Source organism: Roseivivax isoporae LMG 25204, from assembly GCF_000521865.1.
Taxonomy (GTDB): Bacteria; Pseudomonadota; Alphaproteobacteria; order Rhodobacterales; family Rhodobacteraceae; genus Roseivivax; species Roseivivax isoporae.
The window spans coordinates 1-15,358 of the sequence record NZ_JAME01000041.1 but is presented as its reverse complement, the minus strand read 5'-3'; the positions used below and the strand labels follow the sequence as shown (position 1 = coordinate 15,358).

The 15,358-nt window shown below is 69.2% G+C and carries 11 protein-coding genes; 2 read left to right on the top strand and 9 right to left on the bottom strand.

The window, feature by feature from the left end:
* Window position 1 precedes the first annotated feature (1 nt).
* The 9 genes from aceE to RISW2_RS19665 all read right to left on the bottom strand — a co-directional run bounded on the left by aceE (window position 2) and on the right by RISW2_RS19665 (window position 12,345).
* A complete protein-coding gene (aceE, locus tag RISW2_RS19705) occupies window positions 2-2,656 on the bottom strand; it encodes a pyruvate dehydrogenase (acetyl-transferring), homodimeric type (RefSeq protein WP_043774235.1) in 2,655 nt (884 codons plus the stop codon).
* A gap of 397 nt (window positions 2,657-3,053) precedes the next feature.
* Window positions 3,054-4,286 carry a DNA recombination protein RmuC gene (locus tag RISW2_RS19700; RefSeq protein ID WP_043774234.1) on the bottom strand — a complete coding sequence of 411 codons (1,233 nt, stop codon included), beginning with the start codon at window positions 4,284-4,286 and terminating at the stop codon, window positions 3,054-3,056.
* Window positions 4,283-6,139: a DNA mismatch repair endonuclease MutL gene (gene mutL, locus RISW2_RS19695; RefSeq protein ID WP_043774233.1), complete on the bottom strand. Its 1,857-nt coding sequence runs from the start codon at window positions 6,137-6,139 to the stop codon at window positions 4,283-4,285. The genes RISW2_RS19700 and mutL overlap by 4 nt, the downstream gene beginning before the upstream one ends.
* Before the next feature lie 80 nt (window positions 6,140-6,219).
* Window positions 6,220-7,188 carry a 2-hydroxyacid dehydrogenase gene (locus RISW2_RS19690; RefSeq protein WP_043774232.1) on the bottom strand — a complete coding sequence of 323 codons (969 nt, stop codon included), beginning with the start codon at window positions 7,186-7,188 and terminating at the stop codon, window positions 6,220-6,222.
* Complete coding sequence (gene sucD / locus RISW2_RS19685) at window positions 7,189-8,088, bottom strand: succinate--CoA ligase subunit alpha (protein WP_043774231.1); 900 nt, start codon at window positions 8,086-8,088, stop codon at window positions 7,189-7,191.
* A gap of 11 nt (window positions 8,089-8,099) precedes the next feature.
* Complete coding sequence (locus RISW2_RS19680; RefSeq protein ID WP_043774230.1) at window positions 8,100-9,275, bottom strand: malate--CoA ligase subunit beta; 1,176 nt, start codon at window positions 9,273-9,275, stop codon at window positions 8,100-8,102.
* Between the two features lie 32 nt (window positions 9,276-9,307).
* Complete coding sequence (locus RISW2_RS19675; protein ID WP_043774229.1) at window positions 9,308-10,252, bottom strand: HpcH/HpaI aldolase/citrate lyase family protein; 945 nt, start codon at window positions 10,250-10,252, stop codon at window positions 9,308-9,310.
* A gap of 7 nt (window positions 10,253-10,259) precedes the next feature.
* On the bottom strand, window positions 10,260-11,453 hold the full coding sequence (locus RISW2_RS19670) for an aminotransferase class V-fold PLP-dependent enzyme (RefSeq protein WP_043774228.1): 1,194 nt from the start codon (window positions 11,451-11,453) through the stop codon (window positions 10,260-10,262).
* Window positions 11,454-11,688: 235 nt separating this feature from the next.
* The gene (locus RISW2_RS19665) at window positions 11,689-12,345 is read right to left on the bottom strand and encodes a LuxR C-terminal-related transcriptional regulator (protein WP_084615479.1); all 657 of its coding nucleotides are present in this window, start codon (window positions 12,343-12,345) and stop codon (window positions 11,689-11,691) included.
* A gap of 295 nt (window positions 12,346-12,640) precedes the next feature.
* Here RISW2_RS19665 and RISW2_RS19660 point away from each other — a divergent pair, with 295 nt between their 5' ends.
* Both RISW2_RS19660 and folD read left to right on the top strand, forming a co-directional pair.
* A complete protein-coding gene (locus tag RISW2_RS19660; protein WP_043774227.1) occupies window positions 12,641-14,317 on the top strand; it encodes a formate--tetrahydrofolate ligase in 1,677 nt (558 codons plus the stop codon).
* Window positions 14,318-14,440: 123 nt separating this feature from the next.
* Window positions 14,441-15,334 (top strand): bifunctional methylenetetrahydrofolate dehydrogenase/methenyltetrahydrofolate cyclohydrolase FolD, encoded by an 894-nt coding sequence (folD, locus tag RISW2_RS19655; RefSeq protein ID WP_043774226.1) that lies wholly within the window; start codon window positions 14,441-14,443, stop codon window positions 15,332-15,334.
* The last annotated feature ends 24 nt before the right edge of the window (window positions 15,335-15,358 follow it).

Genomic DNA, 15,358 nt, shown 5'->3' with positions numbered 1-15,358 from the left:
GTCAGCTCAGGCGCGGGTTCGGCTTGCCGCCGTCGATGTCGTATTTCTTGAGTGCGGCCTCGACGTCCTTCTCGGACACGGCGCCCTCGCGGAAGAGATCCACCATCGCCGCGGCGGCGATGTGGTTCGCGTCCACCTCGAAGAAGCGGCGCAGGTTCTCGCGGCTGTCCGACCGGCCGTAGCCGTCGGTCCCGAGCACGGTGTAGCGGCCCGGGACGAAGGCCCGGATCTGCTCGGCGTAGTTCTTCATGTAGTCGGTCGCGGCGATCACCGGGCCCTTTGCGTTCTGCAGCTGCTGCGTCACGTAAGGCACGCGCTCCTCGGCGAGCGGGTTCAGGCGGTTGTGGCGCAGCGCATCCTGCCCGTCCCGCGCCAGCTCGTTGAAGCTCGTGGCCGACCAGATGTCCGACGAGATGCCGAAATCGTCCTTCAGCATCTCGGCCGCGCGGATCGCCTGCATGAGGATCGTGCCCGACCCGATGAGGTTCACGTGCTTCTTGCCCGGGCGCGAGGTCTTCTGGATGCGGTGCAGGCCGCGGATGATGCCCTCCTCGGCGCCGGTGGGCATCTCGGGATGGGCATAGTTCTCGTTCATCAGGGTCAGGTAGAAGTAGACGTCTTCCTGGTCCTGATACATCCGCTTGAGGCCGTGCTGCACGATCACCGCGACCTCGTAGCTGAAGGTCGGATCATAGCTGATGCAGTTCGGGATGGTGCTGGCCAGAACATGGCTGTGGCCGTCCTCGTGCTGCAGGCCCTCGCCGTTGAGCGTGGTGCGCCCAGCGGTGCCGCCGAGCAGGAAGCCGCGCGCGCGGCTGTCCCCGGCGGCCCAGGCAAAGTCGCCGATCCGCTGGAAGCCGAACATCGAGTAGAAGATGTAGAACGGGATCATCGGCACGCCGTGCGTCGAGTAGCTCGTCGCGGCGGCGATCCAGTCGGCCATCGATCCGGCCTCGTTGATGCCCTCCTGAAGGACCTGGCCGTCCTTCGATTCCTTGTAGAACATCATCTGGTCGGCGTCCTGGGGCGTGTAGTTCTGCCCCAGCGGGTTGTAGATGCCGGCCGACCGGAACAGGCCCTCCATGCCGAAGGTCCGGCTCTCGTCCGGGACGATCGGCACCACGTACTTGCCGATCGTCTTGTCGCGCAGGAGCGTCGTGAGGATCCGCACGAACGCCATCGTGGTCGAGATCTCGCGCTCGCCGGTGGATTCGAGCTGGCCCTTGAACTTGTCGAGCGCCGGCACGTCGAGCTTCGGCGCCTCGGAATGGCGCTTGGGGAACTCGCCCCCCAGCTCCTTGCGGCGCTCGGTCAGGTAGGATTTCTGCGCGTTGTTCAGCGTGACGAAGGGCACCTTGTCGAGATCCGCGTCGTCGATCGGGATCTTGAAGCGGTCGCGCATCGCCTTGAGCTGGTCGACCTGCATCTTCTTCGACTGGTGGGCGATGTTCTGGCCCTCGCCGGCCGTGCCCATGCCGTAGCCCTTCACCGTCTTGACGAGGATGCAGGTGGGCTGGCCGTCGGCCTGCGTGGCGCGGCGGTAGGCGTTGTAGACCTTCTTGATGTCGTGGCCGCCGCGGCGCAGGCTCCAGATCTCGTCGTCGGTCCAGTCCTCGACCAGCTTCGCGGTCTCGGGATACTTGCCGAAGAAATGCTCGCGGATATAGGCGCCGTCCTTCGACTTGAAGGTCTGGTAGTCGCCGTCGATGGTCTCGTCCATGAGCTGGCGCAGCTTGCCCGAAGTGTCGCGCTCGAGCAGGTCGTCCCACCCGCGGCCCCACAGCAGCTTGATGACCTCCCAGCCCGAGCCGCGGAACGCGCCCTCGAGTTCCTGGACGATCTTGCCGTTGCCGCGCACCGGCCCGTCGAGCCGCTGCAGGTTGCAGTTGACCACGAAGACGAGGTTGTCGAGGCCCTCGCGCGCGGCGAGGTTGATGGCGCCGAGGCTTTCGGGCTCGTCCATCTCGCCGTCGCCGAGGAAGGCCCAGACCTTGCGGTCGCCGGCATCGATGAGCCCGCGATTGTGCAGGTACTTCATGAACCGCGCCTGGTAGATCGCCATCATCGGGCCGAGGCCCATCGAGACGGTCGGGAACTGCCAGTAATCCGGCATGAGCCAGGGATGCGGGTACGAGGACAGGCCCTTGCCGTTCACTTCCTGGCGGAAGCTCAGGAGGTCCTCCTCGGAAAGCCGCCCCTCCATGAAGGAGCGCGCATAGATGCCGGGCACCACGTGGCCCTGGAAGAAGACGAGGTCGCCCCCGTGCATGGTCGAGCGCGCACGCCAGAAATGGTTGAGCCCGACGTCGTAGAGCGCCGCCGACGATGCGAAGGATGCGATGTGGCCGCCGATGCCGTCGGTCGACTTGTTGGCGCGCACCACGGTCGCCATGGCGTTCCAGCGATTGATGGTGCGGATGCGCCATTCCATGCCGTAGTCGCCCGGCACGTCGACCTCGTCATCGGGCGAGATCGTGTTCTGGTATGGCGTCGTCGCGGAGAAGGGCAGCCGGGCCCCCGCCGCGCGCGCCTGCTGCACCGCCTTGTCGAGCAGGAAGTGCGCCCGGTCGGGACCGTCGCGCAGGATGACGTCCTCGATCGCCTCCTGCCATTCCTGCGATTCGACCGGATCGATGTCGTTCGGGGTATCTTTCATCAGCCCTCTCCCTAGAACTCGGTGCGGCGGCCCAAAAGCCGTTTAGCCTTGAACGATTTCCTGCAGATCCATGCGTCCTCGGCGCCGAAGCTGCAAGTCGCGACGGCATTGCCGCGTCCGTGCAGGCGGTAGCACGCCGGAAGCACTGGAAATAGGCAACCGCGCGAATATCCGGCATGCGTAACCTGCAAGCCGGATAGTTCAACGTTGAACAAATCTTCCACCTTCAGCGTGTGCGGTCACGCGCATCTCCTCCCTTGCCGGGCCGCGCGCATCTGGGGCGGCGTCGACCCTGCACCTCGGACCGCGCGTGCCGCGCAGCGCCGTAGCCTTCAGGTTGAACGTGTTGCCCGCCGGAAGAAAAGCAAAAATGTTCTCGCGCGGCGGCGACCGGCGCCTATTCCGCCGCGCCGAGCGAGGGCGCCTCGGCCTCCGCCGGCCCGATCTCCTCGAAATCGAAGTTGTCGAGCCGCCGCGCCCTGCGGCCGGCCTTCTCGGCGCTCACGCGGATCTCGGCGATGTCCCGCGCCGCCTGGCCGAAATGGCGGTCGAGGTTCTCGACCCGCGTGCCCAGCCGGTCGACATCGGCGTAGAGCAGCCCGAGCTCGCGCCGGATCGCGCCCGCCTGCTCGCGCATGCGCGCGTCCTTGAGGATGGCACGCATGGTGTTGAGGGTCGCCATGCAGGTCGTCGGCGACACGATCCAGACCCGCGCCGCGAATCCCTCGCGCACCACGTCCGGAAAGGACGCGTGCAGCTCGGCGTAGATCGCCTCGGACGGCAGGAAGAGGATCGCGCCGTCCGCGGTCTCTCCCTCGAGGATGTAGCGCTCGGCGATGTCGCGGATGTGCTTGCGCAGGCTCAGGCGGAACTGCTGCGCGGCGCGCGCCTGCTGGTCCTGCGTCTCGGCGCGGCGCAGCGCCTCGAACCCCTCGAGCGGGAACTTCGCGTCGACCGCGATCGGACCGGGCGGCTTCGGCAGGTGGATCAGGCAATCGGCCCGCCGGCCGTTCGAGAGCGTCGCCTGCAGCGTGTAGCTGTCCGAGGGCAGCGCCTTCGACACGATGTCGGTGAGCTGGATTTCCCCGAAGGCGCCGCGTGTCTGCTTGTTCGACAGGATGTCCTGCAGCGACAGCACGTCCCCCGAAAGCCGGGTGATGTTGTCCTGCGCGCGGTCGATGACCTGCAGGCGTTCCTGCAGCTGCGTCAGCGAGGTGGCGGTACGCTCGGCCTGCCCGGTCAGGACCTCGTTCATCTTTTCCTGCAGGTCGGCCATCGTCCGCGCCTGCCGCACCTGCCCGTCGGCCAGCCGTTCGCCCATCTGGCGCTGCACCTCGGACAGGCGCGTCTCCACGGTCTGCAGGACGCGCAGCTGCGCCTGCGACGCGGTGTCCGACACGGTCTGCAGGCTGCCGGCGAGCTGCGCCTGGCCCTGGCCCAGCGACTGCACGTCCTGCCCGAGCCGCACGAGGTGCCGCCCGAGCGCCTCGGCCGCGCGGGCCGACCTGCCGGCGCGCGCGAGCGCAACCCACAGCATCAGGACGACGACCAGGACCGCGACGGCGCCGGCCGCCGCGGCGAGGGTCGCGGGATCACCCGCCTCGAGCCGCGTCAGGACCTCGGCGATCATGTGCGGCCGAACAGCTTCTCGATGTCGGACAGGCGCAGCTCGACCCAGGTGGGTCGCCCGTGATTGCACTGGCCGGACCGCGGCGTCGCCTCCATCTCGCGCAGGAGCGCGTTCATTTCCTCGGCGCGCATCTGGCGGCCGGCGCGCACGGAACCGTGGCAGGCGACGCGCGACAGGATGGCATCGAGCCGTTCGCGGACCAGCTCCGACGTGCCGCCGTCGGACAGCTCGTCGAGCACGTCGCGCAGCAGCGCCTCGGCGTCGACCTCGCCCAGGAGCGCGGGCGTCTCGTGCACCGCCACGGCGTCGCCGCCGAAGGGCTCGATCCCGAGCCCGAGCCGCGCGAGATCGTCCGCGGCCTCGAGCAGCAGCGCCCGGTCGCCGTTCGACAGCGACACGATCTCGGGGATGAGCAGCGCCTGCGCCGCGATGCCACTGTCGTCCATCTGCCGCTTGAGGCGTTCGTAGACCAGCCGCTCGTGCGCGGCGTGCTGGTCGACGATGACCATGCCGTCGGTGGTCTGCGCGATGATGTAGGTGCCGTGCACCTGCCCGCGCGCCGCCCCCAGAGGATGCGTCTCCTGCGGCGCGGGCGCGGGGTCGGCCGGTGCGGGCTCGGCCGCGGGCTCGACGGCGCGGGCGCTCCAGGCGTCCTGCATCTCGGCAAATCCCGGCGCCTGCGCGGTGTAGACCGCCGCGCGGGCCGCCGGCGACGGGCGGTCCATCTGGTAGACGCGCGGGGCCACGGGTTCCGGCCGGGCGGCGCCCAGCGCCACACCCGCGACGGTCGTCGCCGCGCGATGGCCCGCCCCGGCCAGCGCGTGGCGCAGGCCCGACACGATGAGGCCCCGCACGGTGCCCGCATCGCGGAACCGCACCTCGGACTTCGCGGGATGCACGTTCACGTCGACCCGTTCGGGTGCGCAGTCGAGGAACAGCGCCGCGGCGGGGTGGCGGTCGCGGGGCAGGACGTCGCGATAGGCCGCGCGCAGCGCGCCGAGCAGCATCCGGTCCCGTACCGGCCGACCGTTGACGAAGAGGTGCTGCGCCACCGCCGAGCCGCGGGAATAGGTGGGCAGCGCCGCGAGCCCGGTCAGCCGCACCCCGTCCCGTTCGGCATCGAGCGGCAGCGCGTTCTGGACGAAATCGCGGCCCATGACCTGCCCGAGCCGTTCCTCGAGCGCGGCGAAGAGGTCGCCCGACAGCGGCTCGGCCCGGAACGTCACCCGCCCCTCTCCCCCGCCCGAGACATCGCGCAGCGTGAAGCCCACCGCGGGTTCGGCCATGGCGAGCCTGCGCACCACCTCGCCGATGGCCTGCGATTCCGCGCGGTCCGTCCGCAGGAACTTGAGCCGCGCGGGCGTCGCGTAGAAGAGGTCGCGTAGGGTGACGACGGTGCCGCGGGTCAGCGCGCAGGGCTTCGCCGGGCTCACGATGCCGGCGGCCACGGCGATCTCTGCCGCGTCGGACCCCTCCGCGCGGCTCTGGATGGTCAGCCGGCCGACGGCGCCAAGCGACGGCAGCGCCTCGCCGCGAAAGCCGAACGACCGGATGTCGAGCAGGTCCGACCCGTCGATCTTGGACGTCGCGTGCCGGGCCAGCGCCTGCGGCAGGTCCTCGGCCGTCATGCCGCAGCCGTCGTCGGTGACGCGGATCAGCGTCTTGCCCCCGTCCGCGATGTCGATGGCGATGCGCCGGGCGCCGGCGTCGATGGCGTTCTCCACCAGTTCCTTGACCGCGGAGGCGGGACGCTCCACCACCTCGCCGGCGGCGATCCGGTTGATCGCGGCATCGTCCAGTTGGCGGATGACCGGCCGGGGGGCGGCATGGATATTGCGACTATGGTCGTTCATGCCACAAGACTTAGCAGCACGTGCGCGATTCGACCATCGGGGATGTGGGGGAAGGGCCGCGCCCGCGGCCCTTCGGACGCTCAGCCGACCGGGTTCGGCACCGGCTTTCCGGCAAAGAAGGCGTCGAGGTTGTCGGCGACCATGTTGCCCATGTCCTCGCGCGTCTCGGTGGTGGCCGATCCGAGATGCGGAAGCAGCACCACGTCGTCGCGCGCGATGAGCGCGTCCGGCACCGCCGGCTCGCCCTCGTAGACGTCGAGCCCGGCACCGCCGAGCCGCCCGCCCTCGAGCGCCGAGATCAGCGCCGACTGGTCCACCACGTCGCCGCGCGCGGTGTTCACGAGCATGCCCGCGGGACCGATCAGCGCAAGCCGCTCGGCGTTCATGAGATGGGTGTTGTCGCCGCCGCCCGGCACGTGCAACGACACCACGTCCGCCGCCTCGAGCACCGCCTCGATCGTGTCGAGCCGCGTGGCGTCGAGCCCGTCGAGCGCCTCGGCAGGCACGTCGACGAGGTTGTAGTAGACCACCCTCATCCCGAAGGCCGCCTGCGCGCGGCGCGCCGTCGCGATGCCGATGCGGCCCATGCCCACGATGCCGAGCGTCTTGCCGCGCAGGCGGGTGCCCATCATGTGCGTCGGCCGCCAGCCGGTCCACCTGCCCGCGCGCAACTCCCGCTCGCCCTCGCCCGCGCGCCGCGCGAGCATGAGCATGAGCGTGATCGCGCAGTCCGCGGTGCAGTCGGTCAGGACGTGCGGCGTGTTCGTGACGGTGAGGCCGGCCCCCTGCGCCGCGGCGATGTCGATGTGGTTGAAGCCCACGCCGAAATTGCCGAGGATCTTCGCGCGGTGCCCGCCGGTGAAGATCGCGCCGGGCAGCCGGTCGGACACGGTCGGACAGACCGCGTCGTACGCGTCGAGGGCCGCGCCGATCTCCTCGGTGGTCATCGGGGTGTCGTCGGAATTGAGCGTCGCGTCGTAATCGCGCGAAAGCCGTCTTTCGACGGCTTCCGGCCATTTGCGCGTGACGAGGATCTTCGCTTTCGCCATTCAGGCCGCCACCTTCTTGCCGGTGAGCACCGCCTCGACCGTCTCGCCGAACGCGGCAGGGTTCGGGATGATGGTATGACCCGCCTCGCGGATGATTTCCACCTTCTCCTGCGCACTCTCGCCGAAGGCCTGCACGATGGCCCCGGCATGGCCCATCTTCTTGCCCTTCGGCGCGGACAGTCCCGCGACATAGGCCATGAGCGGCTTCTTCATGTGCTCGCGCGCCCACTGGGCCGCCTCGGCCTCCTGCGGGCCGCCGATCTCGCCGATCATCACCACGGCGTCGGTCTCGGGATCCTCCTCGAACAGCATCAGGATGTCCTTGAAGGACGACCCGTTGATCGGGTCGCCGCCGATGCCGACCGAGGTCGAGATGCCGATGCCGTGCGCCTGCATCTGGCTCGCCGCCTCGTAGCCGAGCGTGCCCGAACGGCCCACCACGCCGACCCGGCCCGGCGTGTAGATGTGGCCCGGCATGATCCCGAGCATCGCCTTGCCCGGCGAGATGGTGCCGGCGCAGTTCGGTCCGGTCAGCCGCATGCGGTTCTCGGCGCGGTAGCGGCGCATGTAGCGTTTCACCCGCATCATGTCCTGCGCGGGGATGCCGTCGGTGATGCAGACGCAGTAGCGGATGCCGGCATCCGCCGCCTCCATGATCGCGTCGGCGGCGAAGGGCGGCGGCACGAAGATGATCGAGGCATCCGCGCCGGTTTCCTCCACCGCGCCCTTCACGGTGTTGAAGACCGGCTTTCCGAGATGCATCTGCCCGCCCTTGCCGGGCGTCACGCCGCCCACGAGGGTGGTGCCGTATTCCATCATCTCGCCGGCGTGGAAATTGCCGATGCGGCCGGTGAAGCCCTGGATGATGACCTTGGTGCTCTTGTCGATGAGAATGGACATGGGGCTCCTCCTCAGGCGGCCTTGCGGGTGCTTTTCCAGGCCGACACGGCCTTGTCCGCGGCGTCCTTGAGCGTGTCGGCGACGATCACCGACGGCGCGCGTTCGGCGAGGATGCGGCGGCCTTCCGCGACCTTTGTGCCGGACAGGCGCACGACCAGCGGCACGGGCACGCCCACCTCCTCGATGGCCTTGACGACACCCTCGGCCACCCAGTCGCAGCGGTTGATGCCGGCGAAGATGTTCACGAGGATCACCTCGACCTTGGGATCCTTCAGCACCGCGCGGAACGACTTCGCCACCCGCTCCGGCGAGGCGCCGCCGCCGATGTCGAGGAAGTTCGCGGGCTCGCCGCCGGCGATCTTGATCATGTCGAGGGTCGCCATGGCGAGGCCGGCGCCGTTGATGATGCAGCCGATGTTGCCGTCAAGGCCGACATAGCTGAGCCCGCGATCGGACGCGAAGGTCTCGCGCGGATCCTCCTGGCTCTTGTCGCGCAGCTCGGAAAGTTCGGGCCGGCGGAACACGGCGTTCTCGTCGAAGCTCATCTTGCAGTCGAGCGCGAGCAGATCGTCCTTGGACACAACGAGCGGATTGATCTCGAGCATCGAGGCGTCGAAGTCGCGGAAGACGCGGTAGCAGCCCATGATCGTCTGCACCGCCTTGGCGATGAGGGCGCCGTCGAGCCCGAGTCCGAAGGCGATCTCGCGCGCCTGGAACTGCATCATGCCCGCTCCCGGGTCGACCGACGCGCGCACGATGCTGTCGGGCTCCTTCTCCGAGATCTCCTCGATGTCCATGCCGCCCTGGCTGGAGGCGACGATCATGATGCGCTCCTCCTTCCGGTCGAGCACGAAGCCAAGGTAGAGTTCGCGGTCGATCGGGACCGTCTCCTCGACATAGACGCGGGAGACGAGCTTGCCCCGGCCGTCGGTCTGCTTTGTCACGAGGCGTGCGCCGAGCAGCTTGTCGGCGGCCTCCTCCACCTCCTTGTCGGAGCGGCACATGATGATTCCGCCGGCCTTGCCGCGGGCGCCGGAATGGACCTGCGCCTTGACCACCCAGGCGTCGCCGCCCAGTTCGGTCGCGCGGTAGGCCGCCTGCTCGGGCGAATAGGCGAGACCGCCGCGCGGCACGCGGATGCCCCGCGTCACCAGCAGGTCCTTGGCCTGGTATTCGTGGATATCCATGGGGCTCCTCCCTCAGGTTCGGCGTGGCGGGCTCAGGCTGCCCGCGCGCGCAGGGTTTCCTGCACGGCGAGCACGTTCCGGGCCATCTTCTCGGATGCGGCGTCGATCATCTTGCCGTCGAGGCTTGCGGCGCCCCTGCCCTGCGCAGCGGCCTCCCTGAGCGCGGCGATGATCTTCTCGGCGCGGTCGACCTCCGCCGGGGTCGGCGAGAACTCGTCGTTGGCAAGCGCGATCTGGCTCGGATGGATCGCCCACTTGCCCTCGATCCCGAGCGCCGCGCCCCGCTTGCAGGCGTCGCGGAAGCCGTCGGGGTCCGAAAAGTCGCCGAAGGGCCCGTCGATGGGCCGCAGCCCGTAGGCGCGACAGGCGGTCGTCATGCGCGACAGCGCCGCGTGCCACTGGTCGCCGGGGTAATTCGGGTTCAGCCCGCCGATGTTGACCGTGCGCGCCTTGTGGAAGGCCGCGTAGTCGGCGACGCCGAAATGCATCGCCTCGAGCCGCGACGGCGCCGCCGCGATCGCCTCGACATTCGCCATCCCGAGCGGCGTCTCGATCAGCGCCTCGATGCCGACCTTGCGCTCGTAGCCCATGGCCATCTCGATCTGGTTCAGCATCGCCTCGACCATGTAGACGTCCGCGGGCAGCCCCACCTTGGGGATCAGCACGATGTCGAGGAACCGGCCCGCCTGCTCCATCACGTCGACCACGTCGCGGTACATGTAATGGGTGTCGAGCCCGTTGATACGGACGCTGGTGATCTTGTTCTTCGCCTTCCAGTCGATGTCGTTCAGCGCCTGGATGGCGTTCTTCCGCGCCTGTTCCTTGTCGTTCGGCGCCACCGCGTCCTCGAGGTCGAGGAACACCACGTCTGCAGCGCTGTCGGCCGCCTTCTCGATCATGGTGGGGTTCGACGCCGGCACCGCCAGCGTCGAGCGTTGCAGGCGGGCCGCACGGGGGCCGTGGACGGTATGGCTCATGGTGCCCTCACTCCGCCGCGAGCTTGAGCGCGGGCGCCGGCGTCTCGGTGAAATGCCGGATCGCCACCCCGACGCCCGACCCCGCGGTGATGTCGAAGCCGCAATCGATCATCGCCATCTCGGCCGAGGAGAGCGCGGTGCAGACCATGCCCTCGTTCAGCCAGCCGAGATGCCCGATGCGGAACACCTTGCCCATCACGCGGTCGAGCCCGGTGCCGAGGGAGGTGTTGTACTTCGTGTAGGCGGTCGAGATGACGTCGCGCGCATCCTTGTCCTCCGGCACCACGATGGCGCTGACGGTGTCCGAATGCCACTTCGGCTCCTTCGCGCAGAGCTTGAGCCCCCAGGCATCGACGGCGCGGCGCACGCCTTCGGCCAGCCGGTGGTGGCGCGCCCAGACGGCTTCGAGCCCCTCGTCGAGGATCATGTCGCAGGCGACGTCGAGCCCGCGCAGCAGCTGCGTCGCCGGCGTGTAGGGGAAATAGCCCGCGTCGTTCGTCTTGATCATGTCCTCGAACGAGAAGAAGCAGCGCCCGTACTCCGACGTCTTGTGCGCCTCGAGCGCCCACTTGCTGACCGACAGGATCCCGAGACCCGCAGGCAGCATGAAGCCCTTCTGGCTGCCCGAGACGCAGCAGTCGACGCCGAGCGCGTCCTGGTCGAAGGGGATCGAGCCCACCGAGGAAACGCCGTCGACCATCAGGAGCGCCGGGTGGTTCGCGTCGTCGAGCGCGCGCCGCACGCCGGCGATGTCCGAGGTCACGCCGGTCGCGGTCTCGTTGTGGGTGGCGAACACCGCCTTGTAGTCGTGCGTCTTGTCGGCCTTGAGCTTCTCGGCGTAGGCCTCGACCGGGACGCCCTCGCCCCATGCGCAGTCGATCACGTCGACGTCGAGGCCAAGCCGCTGCGCCATGTCGACCCAGAGGTTCGAGAACTGGCCGAATCGGCTCATCAGGACCTTGTCGCCCGGCGACAGCGTGTTCTGGATCGCCGCCTCCCACGCCCCCGTGCCCGAGGACGGGTAGAGGAAGACGCGGCCCGTGGTGTTGCGGAACACCTTCTGCACCTTCTCGAAGATCGGCTTCGTCAGGTTCGGGAAATCCGGCGCCCGCATGTCCTGCATCGCGACGTTCATCGCCATGCGGACCTCCTCGGGGATGTTGGTCGGGCCGGGAATGAAGAGATGCTTGTAGCCGGGCATGGGCGGGATCCTCCTCGGGATGCGAAACATCGTTGTGCCAAGGATGGCAGCGGCGACATTTTCCACCACACACACGCGGATAGGATTCGCGCGCCCCGGGGTGGGCGGGTCCTACCCGAACAGACACGCGGGCCCTCTGCGGACGGGCACGCGGATCCGCGCGCGGCGGGGCGCGATACAGGGATCACGGGAGAGAGGATGGAAGAGGGTTCAGGCGCGCGGCGGCGAACGGCGGTCAGCCGTCCATCTCGCGCGACCAGATGGCGACCGCCATGGCCCGGTTGCGCACGCCGAGCTTCTCGTAGAGGTTCTTCAGGTGATATTTCACCGTGTTCTCCGAGATGCCGGTGCGGTTCGCGATCTGCTGGTTGGTCCAGCCGCGCGCCAGCACCTCGAGAAGCTCGCGCTCGCGCACGGTCAGACCGGCGAGCGGCGTGTCGTTGATCGCGGTGACGTCGATGAAGGGCACGCAGATGCGCCCGTTGGCCACCGCGTGCAGCGTGTCGAACAGGACCGAGGGATCGTCGAACTGGTAGCAGTAGCCCTGCGCACCGAGCCTGACGGATTGCCGCACGGTGCCGAGGTCGCGGTTGTTCGAGAAGACGGTCACCGGTTCGCTGCGCCCGGCCGCGCGCCACGCGCGCAGCACCTCGGCCGCGCCCAGGTCCGCGCTCTGCCACGACAGCACCGCGACGTCGAAGCTGCCGGTCCGCGTATCCAGAAGAGCCGCGCCGCTCGGCGTGCTCGCGCAGAGCCGGAACCTGCGGTCGCGCTCGAAGCAGAGCCCGAGCGCGGAGACGACCAGCGGGTTCGGCTCGACGAGGAAAACGCGAACCTCCGCCGTCGTGTCCGCAACGGCCGCGCCCCCCATGTCCTGCACCTGCAAGTTCATGATCCTCCTCCGCGCAAGATCGCAGGCACACCCCCGTCACGCCAGCTAGACCATCTTCCTAACTGGCCCCAAGCCGCGGGCCTGTCACGGTATTCTTCCGTATTCTTCCGCCGCGCCGCGGCATCGCCCGCACCTCGGCACGGGCCGCGGGCGCCTCTCCCGCCGGAACGGGTAGGCCCGCGCGCCCGGCCGGATGGAAAGTGTCGCCCGCCGGGGCAGAACGCGCGCTTCGCGCATTGTCGGGTCGGGCAGAAAGATGCTTGATGCGCGCGACGACAGTGCAGGGGAGGGGTCCATGGCCTTCAAGACGGATATCGAGATCGCCCGCGCGGCACGCAAGCGCCCGATCCAGGAGATCGGCGAGACGCTCGGCATCGCCAGCGAGCACCTGCTGCCCTACGGCCACGACAAGGCGAAGGTCAGCCAGGCCTTCATCGACAGCCTCGCCGACCGCCCCGACGGCAAGCTGATCCTCGTGACCGCGATCAACCCGACCCCCGCGGGCGAGGGCAAGACCACGACCACGGTGGGGCTCGGCGACGGTCTGAACGCCATCGGCAGGAAGGCCTGCATCTGCATCCGCGAGGCCTCGCTCGGCCCCAACTTCGGCATGAAGGGCGGCGCCGCCGGCGGCGGCTACGCCCAGGTCGTGCCGATGGAGGAGATGAACCTCCACTTCACCGGCGACTTCCACGCGATCACCTCGGCGCACAACCTGCTCGCGGCGATGATCGACAACCACGTCTACTGGGGCAACGAGCAGGACATCGACGTCCGGCGCGTGACCTGGCGGCGCGTCCTCGACATGAACGATCGCGCGCTGCGGCAGATCACCGCCTCGCTGGGCGGCGTCGCCAACGGCTTCCCGCGCGAGGCGGGCTTCGACATCACGGTGGCCTCCGAGGTCATGGCGATCCTCTGCCTCGCACGCGACCTCGCCGACCTGCAGGAGCGGCTCGGCGCGATGATCGCGGCCTACCGGCGCGACAAGACCCCGGTCTTCGCCCGCGACCTCAAGGCCGACGGGGCGATGACGGTGCTCCTGAAGGACGCGATGCAGCCGAACCTCGTGCAGACGCTCGAGAACAATCCGGCCTTCGTGCACGGCGGGCCCTTCGCCAACATCGCGCATGGCTGCAATTCGGTCATCGCCACGCGCACCGCGCTGAAGCTCGCCGACTACGTGGTGACCGAGGCGGGCTTCGGCGCCGATCTCGGCGCCGAGAAGTTCATGAACATCAAGTGCCGAAAGGCCGGCCTCGCTCCCGATTGCGTGGTGGTCGTGGCGACGGTGCGGGCGATGAAGATGAACGGCGGCGTCGCCAAGGCCGACCTCGGCGCCGAGAACGTGGCCGCGGTCGAGGCGGGCTGCGCCAATCTCGGGCGGCACATCGAGAACGTGAAGGGGTTCGGCGTGCCGGTGGTGGTGGGCATCAACCATTTCGCCGGCGACACCGAGGCCGAGATCGCGGCCGTGCGCGCCTACGTGGCCGCGCAAGGCGCGGAGGCGATCCTATGCCGGCACTGGGCCGAGGGCTCGAAGGGCATGACCGAGATGGCCGCGCGCGTGGCCGAGATCGCCGACGCAGGAACCTCGGCCTTCCGGACGCTCTATCCCGACGAGATGGGCCTCATGGAGAAGATCGAGACCGTGGCGAAGCGCATCTACCGCGCGGGCAGCGTCACCGCCGACGCGAGGGTGCGCGCGCAGCTCAAGGACTGGGAGGCGCAGGGCTACGGCGCCCTGCCCGTCTGCATGGCCAAGACCCAGTACTCGTTCTCGACCGATCCCGGCGCGCGCGGCGCGCCCGAGGGGTTCGATCTGCCCGTGCGCGAGGTGCGGCTCTCGGCCGGCGCGGGCTTCGTCGTCGCCATCTGCGGCGAGATCATGACCATGCCGGGCCTGCCGCGGGTGCCCTCGGCCGAGAGCATCCGGCTGAACGCCCAGGGGCAGATCGAGGGCCTGTTCTGAGCCGCCGGCCCTGACGGGTGCGGGCGGTCAGGGGCATCGAGCCCCCGACCGCCCGGTCGCCGCCTGCGCGGCTCCTGCCTCCGGCGGGGATATTTGGACCAAGAAGAAGAAGGAGGGCGCGCCATGCCCGCAACGATCATCGACGGCAAGGCCTTCGCCGCGCGGGTGCGCGGAGAGGTGGCCGGGCACGTGAGCCGGCTCAAGGCGGATCACGGGATCACGCCGGGGCTCGCCGTCGTGCTGGTGGGCGAGGATCCCGCGAGCCAGGTCTACGTGCGCTCGAAGGGCAAGCAGACGGTCGAGGCGGGAATGAATTCCTACGAGCACCGGCTCGAGGCCGACACCCGGCAGGAGGACCTGCTGGCGCTCGTCGGGCAGCTCAACGCGGACCCGGCGGTGCACGGCATCCTCGTGCAGCTGCCGCTGCCCGCGCACATCGATTCGGATCTGGTGATCAACGCGATCGACCCGGCGAAGGACGTGGACGGCTTCCACGTCTCGAATGTGGGGCTGCTCGGGACCGGGCAGAAGAGCATGGTCCCCTGCACGCCGCTCGGCTGCCTGATGCTGCTGCGCGACCATCTGGGCAGCCTTTCGGGCCTCGACGCGGTGGTGGTGGGTCGTTCGAACATCGTCGGCAAGCCCATGGCGCAGCTCCTGCTCGGGGACAGCTGCACCGTCACCATCGCCCATTCGCGCACGCGGGACCTGGCCGCGGTGGTGCGACGCGCCGACATCGTGGTGGCGGCGGTGGGCCGGCCCGGCATGGTGACCGGCGACTGGATCAAGCCCGGCGCCACGGTGATCGACGTGGGCATCAACCGGGTGGATGCGGGAGACGGCAAGACCCGGCTCGTGGGCGATTGCGACTACGACAGCTGCGCGGCGGTGGCGGGCGCGATCACGCCGGTGCCGGGCGGAGTCGGGCCGATGACCATCGCCTGCCTCCTGGCCAACACGACGACCGCGTGCTGCCGGGCGAACGGCCTGCCGGAGCCCGAGGGACTGACCGCCTGAGGCCCTGCGGTCCGCGGCGCCTGT

Bases quoted from the DNA above. Each gene is read 5' to 3' on its own strand.
- RISW2_RS19675 (WP_043774229.1), bottom strand. From the start codon at position 10,252: ATGAGCCATACCGTCCACGGCCCCCGTGCGGCCCGCCTGCAACGCTCG.
- RISW2_RS19690 (WP_043774232.1), bottom strand. From the start codon at position 7,188: ATGGCGAAAGCGAAGATCCTCGTCACGCGCAAATGGCCGGAAGCCGTC.
- RISW2_RS19670 (WP_043774228.1), bottom strand. From the start codon at position 11,453: ATGCCCGGCTACAAGCATCTCTTCATTCCCGGCCCGACCAACATCCCC.
- RISW2_RS19665 (WP_084615479.1), bottom strand. From the start codon at position 12,345: ATGAACTTGCAGGTGCAGGACATGGGGGGCGCGGCCGTTGCGGACACG.
- RISW2_RS19660 (WP_043774227.1), top strand. From the start codon at position 12,641: ATGGCCTTCAAGACGGATATCGAGATCGCCCGCGCGGCACGCAAGCGC.
- RISW2_RS19700 (WP_043774234.1), bottom strand. From the start codon at position 4,286: ATGATCGCCGAGGTCCTGACGCGGCTCGAGGCGGGTGATCCCGCGACC.
- mutL (WP_043774233.1), bottom strand. From the start codon at position 6,139: ATGAACGACCATAGTCGCAATATCCATGCCGCCCCCCGGCCGGTCATC.
- aceE (WP_043774235.1), bottom strand. From the start codon at position 2,656: ATGAAAGATACCCCGAACGACATCGATCCGGTCGAATCGCAGGAATGG.
- sucD (WP_043774231.1), bottom strand. From the start codon at position 8,088: ATGTCCATTCTCATCGACAAGAGCACCAAGGTCATCATCCAGGGCTTC.
- folD (WP_043774226.1), top strand. From the start codon at position 14,441: ATGCCCGCAACGATCATCGACGGCAAGGCCTTCGCCGCGCGGGTGCGC.
- RISW2_RS19680 (WP_043774230.1), bottom strand. From the start codon at position 9,275: ATGGATATCCACGAATACCAGGCCAAGGACCTGCTGGTGACGCGGGGC.